This is a genomic window from Emticicia aquatilis, assembly GCF_014644295.1.
GTDB lineage: Bacteria > Bacteroidota > Bacteroidia > Cytophagales > Spirosomataceae > Emticicia > Emticicia aquatilis.
On sequence record NZ_BMKK01000002.1, the window covers coordinates 354362 to 372710 of the forward strand.

The following is an 18349-nucleotide window of genomic DNA, read 5'->3' on the forward strand; positions in this document are numbered from 1 at the left end:
GTTTTTTAATTTTGATTGAATTTGATGTTTAGACAAACAATTTACCCAAATGTAAAGTTTTTATTTTAATGTGCATACAAAAAAAGGATAGAAGTATATAAAAAGCTGATAAATAATGACAAAAGAAAAAGTTGTAATTTTTTGGTATCGTCGTGACCTTCGTTTGGAAGATAACGCTGGCCTGTACCATGCTTTGAAGAGTGGATATAAGGTTTTACCAATTTTTATTTTCGATAAAAATATCTTAGATAAACTCGAAAACAAAAATGACCAGCGAGTAGAATTTATTCATAAGTCACTCACCGATATACAAGAGCAGCTTATATCTTTTGGTTCATCATTATTAGTGAAATATGGAAACCCCATTGAGATTTGGAAAAACTTAATTTCAGATTTTGATATAGCCGAAGTTTATACCAATCATGATTATGAAAAATATGCAATCGAACGGGACAAGCAGGTAGGGGAAATATTGAATGCAAATGGAATTGCGTTTTATACTTTTAAAGACCAAACGATTTTTGAGAAAAATGAAGTTTTAAGTGGGGCAGGTACACCCTATACGGTTTTTACACCCTACAGTAGAAAATGGAAAGAAACACTCAATGAGTTTTATCTGAAATCATATCCGACCGAAAAATATTTCCAAAACTTCATAAAATCAAATCCTTATGATTTGCCAACTTTGAATGAAATTGGTTTTATTGAGACAGAAAGTGTTTTTCCGAAAAAAGAATTGCGTGAAGAGTTAATAAAAAAATACGATGAAGTTCGTGATATTCCATCAATTCTCGGAACGAGCCGACTTAGTGTTCATCTTCGTTTCGGCACTGTTAGTATCAGAAAACTCACACAGAAAGCTTTGGCTTTAAATGAGAAATGGTTGAACGAACTTATCTGGCGAGATTTCTATATGAATATTCTTCACCACTTTCCTCATATTGGTGAAGGTAAATCATTTAGGAAAGAATACGATAATATTGTTTGGCGAAACAACGAAACCGAATTTAAAAAATGGTGTGAAGGAAAAACGGGTTATCCGATTGTAGATGCGGGTATGCGAGAACTCAACGCAACAGGGTTTATGCACAACCGAGTAAGAATGATTACTGCCAGTTTTTTGATAAAGCATTTATTGATTGATTGGCGTTGGGGTGAGGCATATTTTGCTGAAAAGTTGATGGACTTTGATTTCTCTGCCAATAATGGTGGCTGGCAGTGGGCATCGAGTAGTGGTTGTGATGCGGCACCGTATTTCCGAATCTTTAACCCAACATCTCAAACTCAGAAATTTGACCCTGAACTGAAGTATATCAAAAAGTGGATTCCTGAATTAAATAGTTTTGAATATCCTCGGCCAATTGTAGAGCATACTTTTGCTCGTGAACGAGTACTGAAAGCCTATAAAGATGCCTTAGATAAAAAGTAGAATGATTTGCTACTTCAATCCGAAGTGTGTATTTTTGATTTAGGGTTTTGGCCCTAAATCAAAAGTAATCCCATAAAAATGACATTTCTAAATCAATCGGCTCAATATATTTTTGAGAAACACCCACTCGCACAACTGAAAAATATTTGTGTGGTGTTGCCGAGCCGTAGAGCTGTTTATTATTTCAAACAATCTCTGGCCAAACTTTCTAATGTTCCGTTCATTGCTCCAGAGATTCTTGCCATTGATGATTTCGTAATGCAAATGTCAGGTGTCAATCAGATTGATGCCGTGAGTTTACTGTTTGAACTTTACGAGATTTTTAAAAAATATGACCCCGAAGTAAAATTTGAAAGATTTATTTCTTGGGCTCCAACTTTACTTCGAGATTTTGATACCATTGACTTATATTTAGTAGATAATCCAAAATCTATTTTTGAGTATATGAGCGAGGCGAAGGTTTTGGAAAGATGGAATCCCGCTCAGCTAAAAAGTGGAAAGCCAGAATTTGAGATAACTCCTATACTTGATAAGTATTTCAAACTCTTTGAGAATATATATAATGTATATACCGATTTGCAAAAATCTTTAACAGATAAAGGTTTAGCTTATCGAGGTATGGCCTATCGTATTTTAGCAGAATCTGTTAAACAACTTCTCATTGAGAAAAATGAAAATTCTATAATCTTTGAAAAATACTATTTTGTTGGTTTTAATGCCCTGAGTGCTTCCGAAGAAAAAATTATAGAAACCCTCGTTAAAACCAACCGAGCCGAAACTCTCTGGGATGCCGATACTTATTTCATGAGTCCAGAGTATAACCATAAAGCTGGGATGTTGCTGAGGTCTTATAAAAATAGTGGAAGGTTTGGAAAGTGGAATTGGCAAACTGATGAATTACTCAAAGGCGAAAAGCAAATGAGAATCATCGGGGTTGAAAATGCAACACTTCAAGCAAAAATCGCAGGACATATTTATGCGGAAGCTGTTGTCGAAAATCCAGAAGTGCCGACCGTAATTGTTTTGGCAGATGAAAATTTATTGCATCCAGTAATTTATTCACTCAACGAACGAATTGCTGATTTCAATATTACGATGGGACTTTCATTGCGTGGTTCAATGTTATTTACATTGATTGACGCAATTTTTGAACTTCAACAGAATATTGCCGAGTTCAAAACAAAAGATGGTGGAACTGTAAAAATGCCTAAGTTTAGCCATCGACATATTTTTAAAGTTTTGAATCACCCTTTCATAAGGCGATACGAACAAATTAAATATGCTCCCGAAATCAAGGCAAAGTCTCAGGAAAGAACGGTTTTTCGGAAAACACTTTCAGAAATTCTGAGAACCAATAAAGTTTATCTAAGTCAAGATGAAATGTTGGACTTAGGAGAAAACGAACCAATATTCAAAATTCTGTTTTCGAGATGGAGTGATAATCCTCAAAAAGCTCTTTTTGCATTTTATGATTTGATTGACGAACTTAGGAATGTTTATCGAGATTCAAATGATGCCATCGAAACCGAGTATCTTTATTTGTTCCTTACGATATTACACCGTCTTGAAAAAATACTATTTCAAAACCGCGAGTTGAGCCTGAAAAGTTTCAAGCATTTTCTATACGAACTCATTAAGCAAGAGAAAATTCCGTTTAGTGGTGAGCCAATCTCTAATCTTCAAATTATGGGTATGCTCGAAACCCGTTGTTTGGATTTTGAACGAGTTATAATTTTATCAGTGAATGAAGGGACGATTCCATCGGCAAAACATATCAATTCACTCATTCCATTTGATGCCTGTATCGAATATCATCTGCCAGTTCATTCTGACCAAGATGCTGTAATGGCTTATCATTTTTTTAGGCTACTACAAAGAGCAAAAGAAGTAGATATTTTATATGTGATTCCAAACGGTGAAGGCCTCGGAGGTGGGGGCAGTGAAAAGAGTCGTTTTATATTGCAGATAGAAAATGAATTAGTCAAGGCAAATAAAAATATTAAACTGTCTTATCCGAAAATCAATTTTGGAAAAGATACAGAAATCGAAGTAATTAATAAAATTGATATTTTCAAAAATGAAGAGATATTACAGAGTATCAGTAAGTTGATTGCCGAAAAAGGAATTTATCCAACCTCACTCAGTAATTATCTGAAATGCTCGCTTCAATTTTACTTTGATAAAATTGCCAATATTTCGAAGCGAGAAGAAGTTGATGAAAATTTTGGGGCAGATGTTTTTGGTACTTGGATACACAACACTCTTGAGAAAATTGATAAAGATTTCGGGCCTAAAATTTCAGAAGAAAACATCGAAACGATTATCGGTGAATTAGAGAAAAGACTCGATGATGCTTATCAAGAAAAATTTGGTGGTTTTGTTGTTGAGTCTGGGATGAATTACTTGCTAAAACAAGTAGCTGAGCAATTACTGAATGACTTCTTTGAAAATCAGAAAATCTCACAACGCTTCCCGTTAGAGGTTGTCCAAGCTGAACAACTCATTGAGGTGATTTTTGAAAAGATAATTCATGGGAAATTACAAAAAATAAAAATTGCTGGACGAATTGACCGAATCGAAAGAGAAGGAAAAGTGCTGAAAGTAATAGATTATAAAACGGGTAAAGTTGTAGCTAAAGAACTCGAACCGCCAAAAGATTTAACTTTGGAAGAAACCTTAGTCGAATCGGATAAAGAGAAATTAAGGCAGCTTTGGCTCTATCAATATTTAGTGACCAAATCAATGCTTGATGGAAAGTTAGTGTTAGCAGGGGAAAAGTTTGAAAATTATGTAGTAACTGCTAAAATTTATTCATTCCGTAATTTGAAAGAAAAATTAGAGGTAAATTTGAGTTTTGAAACAGACCCAACAATCTTTGGCTTTATCGAAAAATCAGAAGAAATTCTTACCCAAATTATTACAGAATTATTAAATCCAGCTATTAACTTTACACAAGCTACTGATACAAAAATTTGTGAAAGGTGTGATTTTAGAGGTATTTGCGGACGTTAAAACTTTTGCCACATTGAAACCAACTGATAAACCATCAACTAAAGGAATAAAAAATATTCCGTTTCTTGACCTAAAGTTGATAAACCGACCTTACGAAAAAGACATAAACGCTGCATTAAAAAATGCGGTTGCTTCTGGCTGGTTTGTATTGGGAGAAGAGGTGAAGAAATTTGAAAAAACTTTCGCAGAATATTGTGGAGTGAAGCACTGTATTGGAGTTGCCAACGGACTCGATGCCTTAGTACTTTTGTTGAAGGCTTCGCAATTTCCACCTGATTCCGAAGTGATAGTCCCTTCAAATACCTACATTGCTTCAATCTTGGCAATCACGTTGGCAGGTTTCAAACCAATTTTGGTTGAGCCAGATATTGATACTTACTTGATTGACCCCGCAAAAATTGAAGAAAAAATTACTCGAAATACAAAAGCTATTTTGGTTGTTCATCTTTACGGGAAATGCTGTGACATGGAGGCCGTGATGAGAGTTGCTCATAGATATGATTTGAAAGTTTTTGAAGATGCTGCTCAATCTCATGGGGCAACGTATCAAGGAAAGAAAGCAGGTAATCTGGCCGATGGTGCTGGATTTAGTTTTTATCCAACAAAGAATTTAGGTGCAATGGGTGATGCTGGTGCAATTACCACAAATGACGATGCTTTGGCCGAACGACTAAGAGCAAAACGGAATTATGGTTCTGGGAAAAAATATGTTTTTGATTATCAAGGGCTCAATAGTCGCTTAGATGAATTGCAAGCCGCAATTCTTAATGTTAAATTTTTGAACCTTGATTCTGATAATTTTATTCGCCAAAAAATTGCAAATAGATATTTATCCGAAATAAATAATCCGAATATTATTTTACCACCTGCCAATACAGTAAACCAAGATGCTTGGCATTTATTTGTAATAAGAGTTGAGAATCGAGAAAAGTTTAGAAAATATCTTACCGAAAATGGAATTGGTTCGGACATACATTATCCGATTGCACCCCATAAACAACTGGCCTACAGAGAGTGGAACAATCGTACTTTTGCCATTGCAGAAAAAATCCATGAAGAGGTAGTGAGTATTCCGCTCAACGTAACTCTAACCGAAAAGGAGATTACCTACATTATTGAAAAAATAAATAAGTACTAAAATTATAGTTAGTTATCAATTATATATTAATGATACCAAATAAATCAAAATTACTTTCTGTCGTAATACCTGTGTATAAAGGAGCAAAGACAATCGCTCATCTTGTAGAGACTTTGCAAGCCGAACTGAAGCAATACGATTTTGAAATAATTTTGGTAAATGACGGTAGCCCTGATGATTCCGAAAAAGTTTGTAAAACTTTAGCTGCTGAAAATTCAAATCTCAAATTTTACTCTCTCCGAAAAAACTTTGGTGAGTTCAATGCTGTAATGTGTGGTTTGAATCATGTTGAAGGTAAATACGCAGTTATCATTGATGATGATTTTCAAAATCCTCCGTCCGAAATTATAAAATTAGTTGAGAAAGCGGAGACTGAAAATTTTGATGTCGTATATAGTTTTTATGCTGAAAAGAAACATCACTTTTTTAGAAACTTTGGGAGTTGGTTAGTCAATCGATTGACTACTTCACTTTTACAAAAACCAGCCGATTTATATCTGTCAAGTTTTAAGCTTATCAATTTTGAAGTTGTCCAAGAAATTATCAAATATCGAGGGCCATATCCATATATTGATGCACTCATATTTCGAGTAACAAATAATGTAGGCAAAATTCAAGTTCAGCACAATGCTCGAATGGAAGGTGAGTCGAACTATACTATCAAAAAATTAATCACACTTTTTATGACTATCCTTTTTGGGTATTCAATTCTGCCAGTTCGTATAATTCTTTCCTTGGGTATTTTTTCGTTAGTACTTTCAATCCTGCTTATACTTCTCTATATATGTAGAGTAATACCAGATTGGGGAATTGCAATTTTTATTTTCTTCGGCGGAGTACAGTTAACCTCACTTGGTATTATTGGTGAATATGTGTCGAAGGCATTTTTATCACAAAATCAAACCCCGCAATACATTGAAAAGTAATTCCAGTTGAAATCCTATCCAAACCATTAGATAAAAATGCTTATTAATTATGACGAGTACAGGATGATGTATGATGCCGAAGAAAAACTTTGGTGGTACAGGATTCTGCATGAAAAAGTTTTAAGGGAAATTCAGAGTAGATTTCAAGAAAATAAGCAAATCAAAATTCTCGATGCTGGTTGTGGGACGGGCGGACTGATGAGTTTTTTGATAAAGCATGGCTACGAAAATATTCAAGGTTTCGATTATTCACTCGACGCTGTAAGTTTTTGTAAAGAACGAAATCTCGATGTTCAACAAACTGATATAACCAATTTTGGAAATGTATTCGGGCAAGAAAGTTTTGATGTAATTGTAAATGATGATGTCGTATATCAATTTGATAACTCAATTATTGCGAAAATTTTTCATACTTTTCAAACAATTTTAAAATCAGACGGAATCATCATTACTAATAATAATGCGTTCAATATTTTCTACGGGACACATGATATTGCAGTAGGAGGAAAGCAGCGTTTTACACTATCTGATTTTGAGAATACTTTAGAAAATCTGCCACTAAAAATTGTTCACCATACTTATTGGAGTTTGCTGTTATCTCCACTTATTTTGGTAGTAAGGCTCACTCAGCAAATCCAATTAAAACTAAATTTAATCGACCTAAAAAATATTAAATCAGATGTAACTGTACCTTCTGATTTTGTAAATAACTTTTTTTATCAAGTTGTAAAGCTTGAAGAAAAGCTGTTTAAGAAAGGTTTTTTCGGTAGTTCGTTGTTTTTAGTGCTTAGAAAAAAACTTTAAAAAAAAGTTAATTTATAAAATATTGATAGTCAATTAGATATACTTTTAGTAGGAAAAAAAGTTGAAAAATATTGTATTTTTTTTGTTTCGCTATTGACATTTAGAAAAAAACGCCGTACTTTTGTATCACAATAAGGCAATGACCAACGACATAGAGAGATGGCAGAGTGGTCGAATGCGGCGGTCTTGAAAACCGTTGACTCGCAAGGGTCCGGGGGTTCGAATCCCTCTCTCTCTGCTTCAAAGGCCGAATCGCAAGATTCGGCTTTTTTTTGTATCTTTACTTCCGTATAAATTTACTTCATATCAAACTTTATGTGGCAGGAACAAGATAATCGCCTTACCCGTACTTTCATCTTTAAAAACTTCTCCGAAGCATTTTCATTCATGACAAGAGTAGCCATGTTGGCCGAACAACATGAGCATCACCCGAACTGGTCGAATGTGTGGAATACTGTCAAAATCGAATTGACAACACACGATGCAGGGAATACAATTACTCAAAAAGACCGAGATTTAGCTGCCTCCATTGATAAATTATTTGATTAAGTGGTAGCAAAAAAAGTTCTCCACCTATGTTTGTAACTTGTTGATAATCAAGTGTTTATGGTTTTTTAGTAGATTTTCACAGTTGCTAAAAAACTTAATTTTAGGATTTTTTTATACGAAAATCGCCAAAATTGAGTGAAAATTAAGATTCAAAACGGCTGAGAATTGAATATTTTTTGGTTGTCTTATACTTTGTGCGATATATTTAATTCTCATTAGTTTTAAAATGCTGGTTTTCGTATAAAAAAATCCTAAAACCTATCATTCTGATATACTTTTCACCCTAATAAAACTATAAAAATGTCAACTTCGCTAAAAAAGCAAATTAGCCTATTCAGTCTGACAATGATAGCTATTGGTTCCAGTATTGGTTCTGGAATTTTTCGCACACCATCAGAAATTGCACGATACCTTCCAAGCGAAGGCCTAATGCTTTTAGTTTGGATTTTTGGTGGAATCATCGCTATCTGTGGAGCATTGACTTTTGCCAAAATTGCTGAAAATTTTTCAAGAGTTGGTGGCTTTTATGTTTATCTGAAAGAAGCATACGGTGAGCTACCTGCTTTTCTATACGGTTGGTCGATGTTGATTGTCATTAACACGGGTTCATTGGCTGCGTTAAGTTTAGTATTTACATCATACCTAAAAGTTTTCATTCCGATTTCCGAAAGTATGGAATTGGTCATTGCAGTTGTATCAATTACATTGCTGACATTGATGAATATTTTGGGAGTAAAATTTGGAAGCCTTTTTGCAAGTATTTTTACTTCAGCCAAATTGCTTGGTATTATTTCAGTGGTTTTTATTGGAATTTTATTCGGTACCAATATTGATGTTAATTTTATAAGTACTCATTTTCAACAAAATACGAATAATCTATCATTAATTTCAGCATTTGGTCTTGCTTTGATTGGGGTTAGCTTCTCTTATGGAGGCTACCAACATGCAACTTTTATCGCTGCAGAAGTGAAAGATGCCAGTAAAATTGTACCAAAAGCTATGATTTTGGGAATTATTGCAGTTTGTGCAGCTTATCTTTTTATAAATTTTGCTTATCTCAAACTTATACCTATCACCCAAATAGCAGATTCAGGAAGTGTTGCATCTGATGCAATTAGCACAGTTTGGATTTTAGGCGGTAAGTTTATTTCATTTCTCATTATTTTATCGGTGTTAGGAACTATCGGCATATACATACTCACAGCTCCTCGTATTTATTTTGCCATGGCTGACGACGGATTGTTTTTTAAGAAATTTGCTGAGATACATCCAAAATATCATACACCATTTTGGGCTATTATTTTTCAATCAGTCTGGACAATTTTATTACTTATTTTCTGGAAAACCTTCTCCAACTTAATTACCTATGTAGTTTTTGTGGATACTGCTTTTTTCTTACTTACTGCCGCAACTTATTTTACCCTTATCAAAAATAAAACGTTGCTCGGTAAACTAACTGCCATTATATTTATTGCTATGTGTAGTTTTATCGTGCTAAACACTCTAATCGAGAAGCCACAACAAGCCATTGCAGGTATTATTTTCTTAGCTATTGGTTCGGTTGTTTTTCTGTATTTCAAGAAGAGAAATATTAAATAAAAATATCCTAAGTAGAGGATTAAAAATAGATGACATTATTGTTTTGTGTAAAACATAAATAGCGAATGCTTTGTACTACTGTGGACTGTCGACCATTGACTACTTTACTAATGAGATAGATATAATTGACAAATATTTTTGACTGAGTATTCAATTAAATTTGTGTTGCCATATATAATTTACATACTCATAAATGCCTTATAATTAGACTTTTAAATCCAATTGTTATATAAAATGAACCAATCGTTTATCCTAAATCAATTAGCCGAAGACCGAGAAAATTATTTTCATGCTGTTGCTCCGCCAATTATTCAAACCAGCAATTTTGCTTATCCTACCGTTGACGAGTTTAAGTTTGCCATTGAAAATGAAAAAGATGAACATATTTATACTCGCGGGAATAACCCAACCGTGAAAATGTTGTGTCAGAAAATGGCAGCCCTCGAAGGAAGTGAAGATTGCTTGATGGTAGGAAGTGGGGCTGCAGCTATAAGTAATGCTGTAATTTCGCAGGTAAATGCTGGCGAACATATTGTAAGTGTAAAGAATCCGTACACTTGGGCCAATCATTTGATGACAAAGATTTTACCAAGATTTAATGTACAAGCTACATTTGTAGATGGCACTGATGTTGAGAATTTTATAAAAGCCTGCAAGCCAGAGACAAAACTAATTTATTTGGAGTCGCCTAATTCTTGGACTTTTGAATTACAAGATTTGGGGCAAATTGCGGCATTCGCCAAAAGTAGAGGTATAACAACTGTTATTGATAATAGTTATTGCACCGCATTATGCCAACGACCAATAGATTTTGGTATTGATTTAGTGATTTATTCGGCGACAAAATACTATAATGGGCATAGCGATGTAGTAGCTGGTGCAATTTGTGGCTCGAAGGAGAAAATTACACAAATATTCCACAATGAATTTATGACTTTTGGTAATATTTTGGCTCCGCAAAATGCTTGGTTAATGTTACGTAGTTTACGCACATTGCCGATTAGACTAAAACAATCGTCTGAAACAACCCTAAAAGTATTAGATTATTTGAGGAATTCTGATAAAATTGAGCGTATTTGGTATCCATTTAGTGAGGAAAACCCACAAATAGAACTTGCCAAACGACAAATGAAAATGCCAATGGGAATGTTTACTATTGCATTAAAGAATAGAAATATATCTACAATCAAGAAATTTTGTGAATCATTACAAAATTTTCTCATTGCGGTTTCTTGGGGAGGACACGAGTCTCTAATAATGCCTAAATGTGCATTTGTAGAAGCGAATGACCCACAAGTAAGTATGCTCCGATTTTACATCGGATTAGAAGAAGCCAGCACGATTTTAGAAGATTTAGACAAAAACTTAGCTATCTTATAGCTAAATAGCCATAAATCTAATTTAAAAATAAGCAAAAACATTCACCGATACATATTTTGATATGTACTGTTGTAATTAAGATGCAAAAATAAATCTTAATACCATGAATAAACATTACGAGGACGTGACTGTAAGCTTACCAAATAACCTTTTGGAGCATACAACTCTTTTTCTTCGTTCATGCGGGTCATTAAAAGACCACCGATAGCAAGTGAGGCAATTGTGAGTAATAACATAGTTTTGCACGTTTTATGGTGTAATATTTGTTATTTACTTTATTAAAAACAATGCCAATTAAAAATCAAGTGTTGATTGTTAGATTTTTTTATCGTAAAACCCGAAAAAATACGCTTGATGATTAGAAAAATAATTTAAAATATTTTTTAAAAGACAAGATTTTAATGGAATCTTTCTATAAAAACTATTTAAAGTACATTCTAATAGTAGTAAACATTACGAGGGCGTGACTGTAAATTTACTAAGTAGCCTTTTGGAGCGTAAAGTTCTTCAGTTTCACGAACTTTAGTCATCATGATTCCGCCGATTGCGAGTGCTAATGCTGCTAATAACATGGCTTTATGGGATTTATTAGGATTAAAGGGAAATAATTTATTCAAAAGTAGGTATTAAATATTTATTTGTCAAGTATTTTCAGAAAATTTTGAAAATTATATAACTTTTGAATACATAATTTTATTGAACGGTACTATCGTATGTGATTCGGGAGAAAAACGTCTTGTTTTTAAGTGATTAACTTTTGATATTTTAACTTGTTTTGGTGTTAGTAGGTATAAAAATTTGTACTTTTGTCGAAAAAAATCTGTGAAACTTGTATTAGTACCCACGCCAATTGGCAATTTAGAGGATATAACCTTACGAGCAATCAATGTTTTAAAATCAGCTGATTTGATTTTAGCAGAAGATACTCGTAATACGGGATTCTTATTGAAACACCTCGAAATCTCGAAACCACTTCAGAGTCATCATGCCTTTAATGAGCATCAAACACTCAATAAAGTGATTGATAGAATAAAAAAAGGTGATAAAATCGTATTAGTGTCTGATGCAGGTACACCAGCTATTTCTGACCCTGGTTTTTTATTAGTTCGTGAGTGTTTACGTAATGAGATTGAAGTTGAGTGCTTACCGGGCCCGACGGCTTTTGTTCCTGCCTTAGTAAATTCGGGTTTACCTTGTGATAGATTTACATTTGAAGGGTTTTTACCAGTAAAAAAAGGACGTCAAACTCGTATGAAAGCGTTGGCTGAAGAAGAAAGAACTATGATTTTCTATGAATCTCCTTTTAGATTGGTAAAAACATTGGAACAATTTACTGAATATTTTGGTCCAGAACGTCAAGCTTGTGTATCGAGAGAAATCACAAAAATGTTTGAAGAAAATGTGCGTGGTACATTGACCGAAGTCATTGCAAGCTTTGCCAATCGTACTGTGAAAGGAGAAATTGTCATAGTTGTAGCGGGAAAATAGTAGCCTATTATAACCTATAATTGAGTAATTAGTATGTTTGAAACTATCAAAAATCTTACTTTAGAGCAGTTAGTAATCATTACAACTACGCCACTTTATACAATTTTAATTGTTGGCGAGATTCTTTTGAGCAATTATCAGCATCGCCATTATTATACATTTAAAGATACCATTACGAACCTTTATCTAATGATTTTGAATGGTGGGCTGGATTTGATTTCAAGGGGTGTCACTTGGGGGATTTTAGCATGGGTCTATCAATTTCATTTTGCTGAGATTCAAAACCCAATTTTATATTGGTTCTTGCTTTTTGTAGCCGAAGATTTTGTGTATTACCTGCTTCACGTAGTTGACCATTACACCCGTTTTTTCTGGGCTTCACACGTTACACATCATTCGTCAGAGCAATTCAATTTAACCGTAGGTTTTAGGTCTTCTGTGTTCCAGCCGCTTTATCGTTTTATTTATTTTATTCCGCTTTCATTGCTTGGTTTCAAGGTTGTAGATATGGCAGTGATGTATTCGATTACTCAAATTTATGGAATTTTAGTTCATACAAGTTATGTTCCAAAATTTCGTAAAATGCCCTATAAGCTCTTAGAATACGTATTTGTGACTCCTTCTCAGCACCGAGTTCATCACGCCTCTAATACCGAGTATTTAGACAAGAATATGGGTATGTGTTTATCAATTTGGGATAGAATGTTTGGTACTTTTCAAGAAGAAATTGATGATTTACCAATCAAGTATGGTCTGACATATCCACTCGAAAATCGCGGGCCAGCCAATATTGTTTTTCATGCTTGGATAGATTTGTGGAATGACCTCAAAAAGCCTTCAAGTTTTATTATAAAAATCAAATTGCTTTTAATGCCACCAGGCTGGTCGCCTGATGGTAGTACCAAAACAAGTAAAGAATTGCGAGAGGAATTGGTTAGAGAACGAGTAGAGGCTTAATCGCCACCACCACATCCGCCACAACCTGAGCAACCACTGTCTCCACCACAACCACTATCACCTCCGTCTGAATCATACGAGGCACCACAAGAAGAACAACCACTACTACTTGAGTCATTACTTGTATTTGATTGATTTTGAGATGCTTTGACAAGTAGATACATGATGAATGCGAAAGCTCCCCAAAAAAGTATAGTTATTAGGGCAGTTTTTGTAGGATTGGCCTGTAAGATAATAAAGGGGATAGTAGAAAATAGTAAGGTTTTGGAGAGTATTTCAACGTTTGGCTTCGGGATGACCCAGTTTCTATGAAGGTTTACACGTTGAAATTTAATTTCTGAAAAACGTTTTTGTGAATGATGCCAAATATCGTCGGGTGGGAAAATACCAAATTTTTCTTTGTAGAGGCTCTCGGATGTCTCATAAAAGTTTTTAAACTTTTCTCTTTCGTTATCTCCTCCTTTGGTTGGATTGTGGTGAATTTGCTGACCGAGCGTATTCTGACAAAAATCTATCCAGTAAGACTTGGTGAAGGTGAGATGCAAATGCCAAACTTGGTCAACGGGGTCGGATGGAGTCACGCCTGAATCGGAAATGCAGCAGAGGAAAATAAACCTTTTGTACTCGTCAATTACTCTTTGGGTGTAAATTTTGCTCCACCCATTTTCTCTTGCGAGTCGTTCGGAGAATTTGAAACTAGCGGAATCATCGTCTAATTCAAAGGCTTGAATTTTCTCAAATAATTCCATTTCTTTGTCTGTCATAGGCTGTGTTTTTTGATTTCTATGAAAATTTACAAAGTTTTTCTGTAAACTCAAACGATTAAGCCGTAATTTTGAGGCGTAATCATGTAATTTAATATTCCCTTAATAATGACTTTATTACAGAACAAAGTTGCCTTAGTTACAGGTGCATCACGTGGTATCGGACGTGAAATTGCTAAGAAATTTGCCGAACAAGGAGCAAACGTAGCTTTTACATATTTATCAAGCATTGAAAAAGGTCAAGCTCTCGAAGCTGAATTGGCCGCCTATGGAATCAAAGCTAAAGGTTATCGTTCGGATGCCTCTGATTTTGCTGCTGCTGAGCAGTTGGTAACAGATGTTGTATCTGACTTCGGAACACTCGATATATTGGTAAATAATGCGGGTATTACTCGTGATACTCTCTTAATGCGAATGTCTGAAGAGCAATGGGACGAAGTATTAAGGGTGAATTTAAAATCAGTATTTAATCTTACAAAGGCAGCCACAAAGCCAATGATGAGAGCCAAAAGTGGTTCAATCATCAATATGACATCGGTGGTTGGTTTAATGGGAAATGCTGGCCAAGCCAACTACTCAGCTTCAAAAGCAGGTATCATTGGCTTCACAAAGTCAGTAGCTAAAGAATTAGGTTCAAGAAATATTCGCTCAAATGCTATCGCTCCAGGTTTTATCGAAACAGAAATGACTGGCGAGTTAAATGAGAAAGCTTTGGAAGACTGGTTGAAAAATATTCCACTTAAACGTGCAGGACAAGGAGAAGATGTAGCCAATGCGTGCGTTTTCTTGGCTTCTGATATGTCGAAATATATTACAGGTCAAACCCTCCAAGTAGATGGTGGAATGTTGATGTAAGAAAAGAATCGACAAAAAGCTCATATTAAGTGTCGTCAGGTAGAAGTTTTCTTCTGCTTGACGACATTTTTTTGTATCTTGGCAGAATATTTGAACAGCTATTCTTGTTATAATTGAGTGCTTTATTGCAATTTTGAAATATTCTTCGACTTGGAATAGATTAGCACCTAATAGACCATCGACCTTATATATTAATGAAATCAGAATTTATTTTTCAATCTTCACCTTGGTTTATTTTACTATGCTTGTTGGCTGGTGGGATTTACGCTTTCATACTTTATCAAAACAAAAAAACTTTCAGTCCTCTACAAAATCGAGTTTTGGCCATTATTCGTGGGCTTTTGGTAAGTTTATTGGCTTTTTTGTTGATAAATCCACTCTTACGCAATAATAAATCTACGATTGAAAAACCAACAGTTGTACTGGCCGTTGATAATTCTTCTTCAATGACTCATGGCGGACAGGCCAAATTAGAAGCTTTGAAGAAAAATCTACAACAATTAAAAGAGTCTATCGAAGCAAAAGGAGCAAGTGTTGAGATTCAAAGCCTCGATGAAGAGACTGATAATCAGAATATTAGCGATATTAAATTCACAAAAAAGAGGTCAGATTTATCGCAAATGTTGGCAAACATCAAGTCGAGTTATGAAGGAAGAAACCTGACCGATGTGATTTTGGTATCTGATGGTATTGCTAATGAAGGTATTTCTCCAACTTACGGTAAATATAACTTTAATATTCATGCAGTCGGATTAGGTGACACAACTCAGAAACGTGATGTAAAATTGAATGCTATTTATGCCAACAGAATTGCCTATTTGAGTAATAAATTCCCAATTCAAGCCGAGGTGTCGAGTTATGGTTTTCAAGGGAAATCAACAACGGTTTTATTAAAACAAGCAGGAAATGTCGTTGATAAACAAGTAGTTAGCTTTGAGAAGCAAGATGATTTGAAACAAGTGACGTTCTACGTTACCGCACAACAAAAAGGAATGCAACGCTTTACAGTCGAAGTTGTACCGCTAAATGCCGAGTTTTCGACTAAAAATAACGCAAAAGATGCGTATATTGATATTGTAGATGGCAAAGAGAAAGTGTTGCTTGTGGCACTTGCACCGCACCCTGATGTAAAGGCATTAAAAAGTATCATTGAAAAGAATGATTTATATGAATTAACCATCAAAATTGTTCAAAGTGATGATTTGAATCAGATTGGCTCACAACCGTTCGATGTTTTGATTTTACATCAATTGCCTGATATTTACGGAATGGGCGGAAATGTAGTCAGTCGTTTACTGGCACAAGGAAAACCAACTTTATTTGTATTAGGTAATCAAACTAATATCACCAGCTTTAACGGAATGCAGCAAACACTTTCGATTGCTGCTCAAGCAGGAAAGGCCGATAAAGTAACTGCAAAGTTTAATAATAACTTCAATTTATTTAATCTTGATGGTGATAAACTAAGTCTTTTAGAACGACTTCCGCCTATTTTAGCCCCTTTTGGCGATTATAAACCAACAGCAGGAAGCGAAATAATCCTTTATCAAAGAGTGGGCTCGCTCACAACTCCTAAGCCATTGTTGATTGCTAATACAACTTCAGCTCGTAAATCGGCAGTTTTAGCAGGCGAAGGGCTTTGGTTGTGGCGTTTAGAAGAGTTTTCGTTGACCGATAAACAAGAAATTATCGATGAGGTTTTAATGAAAACTCTGCAATTGATTTCGGTTAAAGACGATAAACGCAAATTGAGGGTATATCCAATATCACCAGATTTTTCTATTGATGAAAAAGTAATCTTTGAAAATGAAGCTTACAATGATATTTATGAGCGAATCTACAACCAAGATATTAAATTAGACATCACCGATGAAAAAGGTAAAGTAAGAAGCTTTAGCTACACCACAACGAAAGATAATAGCCGATTTGAGATAACAGGCTTGCCTGAAGGTGTGTATCGCTATAAGGCTTCTACGCAAGTTTTAGGCAAAGGCGAAATAGTAGATGGGCAGTTTATCGTAAGAAACACTGACCTGGAAAATCTTAATACCACTGCCGATTTTAATATGTTGCGTACGCTCGCAACCCAAAACAATGGCAAGTTTTTCGTAGCAAATCAACTTGAAAAATTGAAAGACTTTTTATCATCCAACAAAGCCCCTGATAAAGTGACAAGCGTTGAGGAAATGAATGAGTTTATCAATATGAAATGGGTTTTCTTTGTATTATTATTGCTCGCCACCGTAGAATGGGGCGTAAGAAAATATCTCGGAAGTTATTAAATTATCAATGACTTTAATTTATAATCAAATTCGCTATATGATTCAATAAGAATTGTATAGCGAATTTTTTATGTCTATTTCTACAAATTCTTTATTTATCTTCTATACTGCTTTATTTTCAACTAATTTTGCATAATACTTTATAATTAACAAAATAAAAGAACAACCAACTAATGAATATAGGCGATAAAGTAAGGCTCATACATTCAAAAGAAGAGGGTATCGTAACTCGATTTTTGAAGAATGATGTTGTAGAGGTAGAGATTGAAGAGGGCTTTAAATTACCCGTATTGCGAAAAGAATTGGCTGTGGTTTCAAAGGCTGAAGACAAAGCTTTTAAACCCCAAGCACGTGTACAAGAAACGATTGCTCCTCAAAGGTCATCATCTGAAAGAAGTAGTTCCCATGTTAAAGCCGACAAAGGTATTTACTTGGCATTTTTACCTATTAATGATAAATTAGTTTCGCTACATATCATTAATAATAGTGACTGGGATTTACCATATTCGCTCACTTGTGGCTCTGAAAAAACTCACCGTGGGCTAATGGGGGGCTTTCTGAATGCTCGTAGTTTTCAGAAATATCCAATTGATTTAGACCTAAAAGACTTCGACGATTGGGGTAATCTCTCTTTTCAAGCCTTTTATTATAATTTTGGTTATTTCACCGAGCGACCAACTTTTGTAAAAAGAATGCGTTTGCGGGCCAATACTTTCTTCAATCATAAAAAATCAGCACCGATTTTGGCCAAAGATTGTTTTTTATTTCAGTTAGATGCCGAAGATTTACCATTGGTAATCAATCCAGCCGAATTGAAAGAGAAAATGATGCAGCCAAAAACGGAAGAAATTCCGCTCAAAACTGTTGAAAAACCTGCTCCAACTATTGATTTGCACATTGAGCAACTGACTACTAACTTTTTAAGTATGAACAATGCTCAAATGCTTGACCTGCAATTACGTACGTTTGAAACTAAATTCGAAAACGCCATTGCTACTGGTATGGACGAAATCGTTTTTATTCATGGTGTAGGCAATGGGATTTTAAAACAAGAAATTCAGAAGAAATTGGCTGGGCATAAAAATGTGGCTTGGTTTCAAGATGCACAAAAAGAAAAATTTGGCTACGGAGCCACACGCATTAAAATAAAGTGATGCTTTTTGAAG

16 protein-coding genes and 1 tRNA gene are annotated in these 18349 nt (G+C 34.7%); 14 read left to right on the plus strand and 3 right to left on the minus strand.

The features are described from left to right. Positions 1 to 115 precede the first annotated feature (115 nt). The 9 genes from IEX65_RS05745 (at position 116) to IEX65_RS05785 (ending at position 10837) form a co-directional block, all read left to right on the plus strand. Positions 116 to 1429, plus strand: coding sequence for a cryptochrome/photolyase family protein (locus IEX65_RS05745; protein WP_188765069.1), 1314 nt, complete (start codon positions 116 to 118; stop codon positions 1427 to 1429). A gap of 78 nt (positions 1430 to 1507) precedes the next feature. Then, positions 1508 to 4441, plus strand: coding sequence for a PD-(D/E)XK nuclease family protein (locus IEX65_RS05750; RefSeq protein ID WP_188765070.1), 2934 nt, complete (start codon positions 1508 to 1510; stop codon positions 4439 to 4441). 13 nt (positions 4442 to 4454) lie between these two features. Further along, on the plus strand, positions 4455 to 5579 hold the full coding sequence (locus IEX65_RS05755) for a DegT/DnrJ/EryC1/StrS family aminotransferase (protein ID WP_188765071.1): 1125 nt from the start codon (positions 4455 to 4457) through the stop codon (positions 5577 to 5579). Positions 5580 to 5608: 29 nt separating this feature from the next. Next, complete coding sequence (locus tag IEX65_RS05760; protein ID WP_188765072.1) at positions 5609 to 6505, plus strand: glycosyltransferase family 2 protein; 897 nt, start codon at positions 5609 to 5611, stop codon at positions 6503 to 6505. A gap of 36 nt (positions 6506 to 6541) precedes the next feature. Further along, entirely contained in the window at positions 6542 to 7309 is a 768-nt protein-coding gene (locus IEX65_RS05765) for a class I SAM-dependent methyltransferase (RefSeq protein ID WP_188765073.1), read from the plus strand. Positions 7310 to 7462: 153 nt separating this feature from the next. Next, positions 7463 to 7547, plus strand: a tRNA-Ser gene (locus IEX65_RS05770). 77 nt (positions 7548 to 7624) lie between these two features. Then, entirely contained in the window at positions 7625 to 7858 is a 234-nt protein-coding gene (locus IEX65_RS05775; RefSeq protein ID WP_188765074.1) for a 4a-hydroxytetrahydrobiopterin dehydratase, read from the plus strand. 300 nt (positions 7859 to 8158) lie between these two features. Continuing rightward, on the plus strand, positions 8159 to 9457 hold the full coding sequence (locus tag IEX65_RS05780; RefSeq protein ID WP_188765075.1) for an APC family permease: 1299 nt from the start codon (positions 8159 to 8161) through the stop codon (positions 9455 to 9457). Between the two features lie 234 nt (positions 9458 to 9691). Further along, positions 9692 to 10837, plus strand: a complete 1146-nt coding sequence (locus tag IEX65_RS05785) for a trans-sulfuration enzyme family protein (RefSeq protein ID WP_188765076.1) — start codon at positions 9692 to 9694, stop codon at positions 10835 to 10837. Between the two features lie 95 nt (positions 10838 to 10932). Here the strand turns inward: IEX65_RS05785 and IEX65_RS05790 are convergent, their stop codons facing one another. Continuing rightward, a complete protein-coding gene (locus tag IEX65_RS05790; protein ID WP_015031035.1) occupies positions 10933 to 11073 on the minus strand; it encodes a hypothetical protein in 141 nt (46 codons plus the stop codon). Between the two features lie 201 nt (positions 11074 to 11274). Beyond that, positions 11275 to 11409, minus strand: coding sequence for a hypothetical protein (locus tag IEX65_RS28110; RefSeq protein ID WP_015031034.1), 135 nt, complete (start codon positions 11407 to 11409; stop codon positions 11275 to 11277). Between the two features lie 250 nt (positions 11410 to 11659). Between IEX65_RS28110 and rsmI the strand changes: the two genes are divergently transcribed. Then, positions 11660 to 12325 carry a 16S rRNA (cytidine(1402)-2'-O)-methyltransferase gene (gene rsmI / locus IEX65_RS05795; protein WP_188765077.1) on the plus strand — a complete coding sequence of 222 codons (666 nt, stop codon included), beginning with the start codon at positions 11660 to 11662 and terminating at the stop codon, positions 12323 to 12325. A gap of 33 nt (positions 12326 to 12358) precedes the next feature. Then, positions 12359 to 13282 (plus strand): sterol desaturase family protein, encoded by a 924-nt coding sequence (locus IEX65_RS05800; RefSeq protein WP_188765078.1) that lies wholly within the window; start codon positions 12359 to 12361, stop codon positions 13280 to 13282. On the opposite strand, the gene IEX65_RS05805 is transcribed toward IEX65_RS05800, so the two are convergent. Then, positions 13279 to 14046: a glycine-rich domain-containing protein gene (locus IEX65_RS05805; RefSeq protein ID WP_188765079.1), complete on the minus strand. Its 768-nt coding sequence runs from the start codon at positions 14044 to 14046 to the stop codon at positions 13279 to 13281. The two genes, IEX65_RS05800 and IEX65_RS05805, sit on opposite strands and share 4 nt — an antisense overlap. Before the next feature lie 108 nt (positions 14047 to 14154). Between IEX65_RS05805 and fabG the strand changes: the two genes are divergently transcribed. The 3 genes from fabG to IEX65_RS05820 all read left to right on the plus strand — a co-directional run bounded on the left by fabG (position 14155) and on the right by IEX65_RS05820 (position 18337). Beyond that, positions 14155 to 14901: a 3-oxoacyl-[acyl-carrier-protein] reductase gene (gene fabG, locus IEX65_RS05810; RefSeq protein WP_188765080.1), complete on the plus strand. Its 747-nt coding sequence runs from the start codon at positions 14155 to 14157 to the stop codon at positions 14899 to 14901. Positions 14902 to 15095: 194 nt separating this feature from the next. Further along, positions 15096 to 17183 (plus strand): vWA domain-containing protein, encoded by a 2088-nt coding sequence (locus IEX65_RS05815; RefSeq protein ID WP_188765081.1) that lies wholly within the window; start codon positions 15096 to 15098, stop codon positions 17181 to 17183. 173 nt (positions 17184 to 17356) lie between these two features. Next, the gene (locus tag IEX65_RS05820) at positions 17357 to 18337 is read left to right on the plus strand and encodes a Smr/MutS family protein (protein ID WP_188765082.1); all 981 of its coding nucleotides are present in this window, start codon (positions 17357 to 17359) and stop codon (positions 18335 to 18337) included. The last annotated feature ends 12 nt before the right edge of the window (positions 18338 to 18349 follow it).

What these genes read in the sequence shown, in the direction of transcription:
- IEX65_RS05745 (WP_188765069.1), top strand. Translation starts at nt 116, where the DNA reads ATGACAAAAGAAAAAGTTGTAATTTTTTGGTATCGTCGTGACCTTCGT.
- IEX65_RS05750 (WP_188765070.1), top strand. Translation starts at nt 1,508, where the DNA reads ATGACATTTCTAAATCAATCGGCTCAATATATTTTTGAGAAACACCCA.
- IEX65_RS05760 (WP_188765072.1), top strand. Translation starts at nt 5,609, where the DNA reads ATGATACCAAATAAATCAAAATTACTTTCTGTCGTAATACCTGTGTAT.
- IEX65_RS05765 (WP_188765073.1), top strand. Translation starts at nt 6,542, where the DNA reads ATGCTTATTAATTATGACGAGTACAGGATGATGTATGATGCCGAAGAA.
- IEX65_RS05775 (WP_188765074.1), top strand. Translation starts at nt 7,625, where the DNA reads ATGTGGCAGGAACAAGATAATCGCCTTACCCGTACTTTCATCTTTAAA.
- IEX65_RS05780 (WP_188765075.1), top strand. Translation starts at nt 8,159, where the DNA reads ATGTCAACTTCGCTAAAAAAGCAAATTAGCCTATTCAGTCTGACAATG.
- IEX65_RS05785 (WP_188765076.1), top strand. Translation starts at nt 9,692, where the DNA reads ATGAACCAATCGTTTATCCTAAATCAATTAGCCGAAGACCGAGAAAAT.
- IEX65_RS05790 (WP_015031035.1), bottom strand. Translation starts at nt 11,073, where the DNA reads ATGTTATTACTCACAATTGCCTCACTTGCTATCGGTGGTCTTTTAATG.
- IEX65_RS28110 (WP_015031034.1), bottom strand. Translation starts at nt 11,409, where the DNA reads ATGTTATTAGCAGCATTAGCACTCGCAATCGGCGGAATCATGATGACT.
- IEX65_RS05800 (WP_188765078.1), top strand. Translation starts at nt 12,359, where the DNA reads ATGTTTGAAACTATCAAAAATCTTACTTTAGAGCAGTTAGTAATCATT.
- IEX65_RS05805 (WP_188765079.1), bottom strand. Translation starts at nt 14,046, where the DNA reads ATGACAGACAAAGAAATGGAATTATTTGAGAAAATTCAAGCCTTTGAA.
- fabG (WP_188765080.1), top strand. Translation starts at nt 14,155, where the DNA reads ATGACTTTATTACAGAACAAAGTTGCCTTAGTTACAGGTGCATCACGT.
- IEX65_RS05815 (WP_188765081.1), top strand. Translation starts at nt 15,096, where the DNA reads ATGAAATCAGAATTTATTTTTCAATCTTCACCTTGGTTTATTTTACTA.
- IEX65_RS05820 (WP_188765082.1), top strand. Translation starts at nt 17,357, where the DNA reads ATGAATATAGGCGATAAAGTAAGGCTCATACATTCAAAAGAAGAGGGT.